Below are 2,755 nucleotides of genomic sequence, written 5' to 3'. Positions count from 1 at the left end.
ACAAGGGAATTGTTCCCTGAAAACTGAAGACTCATCAAGTTCAAACCGTTTCTAGATCAAAGCCTCGACCGATTAGTATCATTCAGCTCCACACGTCGCCGTGCTTCCACCCATGACCTATCTACCTCATCGTCTCTGAGGGGTCTTTCTTGATTGCTCAAAGGGAAATCTCATCTCGGAGGGGGCTTCATGCTTAGATGCTTTCAGCACTTATCCCGTCCGCACGTAGCTACCCAGCGATGCTCCTGGCGGAACAACTGGTACACCAGCGGTGCGTCCATCCCGGTCCTCTCGTACTAAGGACAGCTCTCCTCAAATTTCCTGCGCCCACGACGGATAGGGACCGAACTGTCTCACGACGTTCTGAACCCAGCTCGCGTACCGCTTTAATGGGCGAACAGCCCAACCCTTGGGACCTACTCCAGCCCCAGGATGCGATGAGCCGACATCGAGGTGCCAAACCTCCCCGTCGATGTGGACTCTTGGGGGAGATCAGCCTGTTATCCCCAGGGTAGCTTTTATCCGTTGAGCGATGGCCCTTCCATGCGGAACCACCGGATCACTAAGCCCGACTTTCGTCCCTGCTCGACTTGTAGGTCTCGCAGTCAAGCTCCCTTCTGCCTTTGCACTCTGCGAATGATTTCCAACCATTCTGAGGGAACCTTTGGGCGCCTCCGTTACTGTTTAGGAGGCGACCGCCCCAGTCAAACTACCCGCCTGACACGGTCCTCCAGCCGGATCACGGCTGCGAGTTAGAGACTCTATACGCAAAGGGTGGTATCCCAAGGATGTCTCCACCGAAGCTGGCGCTCCGGCTTCACAAACTCCCACCTATCCTGTACATCGCGTACAAAGCCTCAATATCAGGCTGTAGTAAAGCTCCATGGGGTCTTTCCGTCCTGTCGCGGGTAACCTGCATCTTCACAGGTACTATGATTTCACCGGGTCTCTCGTTGAGACAGTGCCCAAATCGTTACGCCTTTCGTGCGGGTCGGAACTTACCCGACAAGGAATTTCGCTACCTTAGGACCGTTATAGTTACGGCCGCCGTTTACTGGGGCTTCGGTTCAGTGCTTCTCTTGCGATGACACATCCCCTTAACCTTCCAGCACCGGGCAGGCGTCAGCCCCTATACTTCATCTTGCGATTTAGCAGAGACCTGTGTTTTTGCTAAACAGTCGTTTGGGCCTATTCACTGCGGCTTATGTTGCCATAAGCGTCCCTTCTCCCGAAGTTACGGGACCATTTTGCCGAGTTCCTTAACGAGAGTTATCCCGCGCGTCTTAGAATTCTCATCTCGCCTACCTGTGTCGGTTTACGGTACTGGCGCCGACCTCCTTACTAGAGGCTTTTCTTGGCAGCGTGAAATCCGGTACTTCGCCCTACGGGCTCCACATCACAGCTCAACCTTGTGTGCCGGGCGGATTTGCCAACCCGACGGCCTCGCTGCTTGTCCGTGCACTTCCAGTCGCACGGTTACCTTATCCTTCTGCGTCCCCCCATCGTTCAAACGGTGGTACGGCGGTACAGGAATATCAACCTGTTGTCCATCGCCTACGCCTTTCGGCCTCGGCTTAGGTCCAGACTAACCCTGAGCGGACGAGCCTTCCTCAGGAAACCTTGGGCTTTCGACGGAGGGGATTCTCACCCCTCTTTTCGCTACTCACACCGGCATTCTCACTTCCAAGCGCTCCACGGCTCCTCACGATACCGCTTCACTGCTGCTTGGAACGCTCCCCTACCATTCCTTACGGAATCCATAGCTTCGGTGGTATGTTTAGCCCCGTTAAATTTTCGGCGCGGCGTCACTCGACTAGTGAGCTATTACGCACTCTTTGAATGGTGGCTGCTTCTAAGCCAACATCCTAGTTGTCTGTGCAACGCCACATCCTTTTCCACTTAACATACACTTTGGGACCTTAGCTGATGGTCTGGGCTGTTTCCCTTTCGACTACGGATCTTATCACTCGCAGTCTGACTCCCGAGTACAAGTTGCCGGCATTCGGAGTTTGACTGAATTCGGTAACCCTGTGGGGGCCCCTAGTCCAATCAGTGCTCTACCTCCGGAACTCTTCACCTCGAGGCTAGCCCTAAAGCTATTTCGGGGAGAACCAGCTATCTCCAGGTTCGATTGGCATTTCACCGCTACCCACACCTCATCCCCGCACTTTTCAACGTGCGTGGGTTCGGACCTCCAGTCAGTGTTACCTGACCTTCATCCTGGACATGGGTAGATCACCTGGTTTCGGGTCTACGACGACGGACTGATGCGCCCTATTCAGACTCGCTTTCGCTGCGGCTCCGCCTCATCAGCTTAACCTTGCCCGCCATCGTAACTCGCCGGTTCATTCTACAAAAGGCACGCCATCACCCGTTAACGGGCTCTGACTACTTGTAGGCATACGGTTTCAGGATCTATTTCACTCCCCTTCCGGGGTGCTTTTCACCTTTCCCTCACGGTACTGGTTCACTATCGGTCACTAGGAAGTATTTAGCCTTGGGAGATGGTCCTCCCGGATTCCGACGGGGTTTCACGTGTCCCGCCGTACTCAGGATCCACTCTGGAGGGGATAAGATTTCGGCTACAGGGCCGTCACCTTCTCTGGCCGACCTTTCCAGGTCGTTCACCTATCCTATCCCTTTGTAACTCCGTATAGAGTGTCCTACAACCCCAGGAAGCATGCTTCCTGGTTTGGGCTGTTCCCGTTTCGCTCGCCGCTACTCAGGGAATCGAATTTTCTTTCTCTTCCTCCGG

At 54.4% G+C, this 2,755-nt stretch carries 1 rRNA gene (cut by a window edge); it reads right to left on the bottom strand.

Annotated features, from left to right (window positions below):
- Positions 1 to 52 precede the first annotated feature (52 nt).
- Positions 53 to 2,755 (bottom strand): 23S ribosomal RNA (locus A6395_RS11980); it runs 211 nt beyond the window's last position.

Origin of the sequence: Exiguobacterium sp. SH31, from assembly GCF_001816105.1 — a bacterium.
GTDB classification, from domain to species: Bacteria; Bacillota; Bacilli; order Exiguobacteriales; family Exiguobacteriaceae; genus Exiguobacterium; species Exiguobacterium aurantiacum_A.
This window is presented reverse-complemented; position numbering and strand designations above follow the sequence as displayed.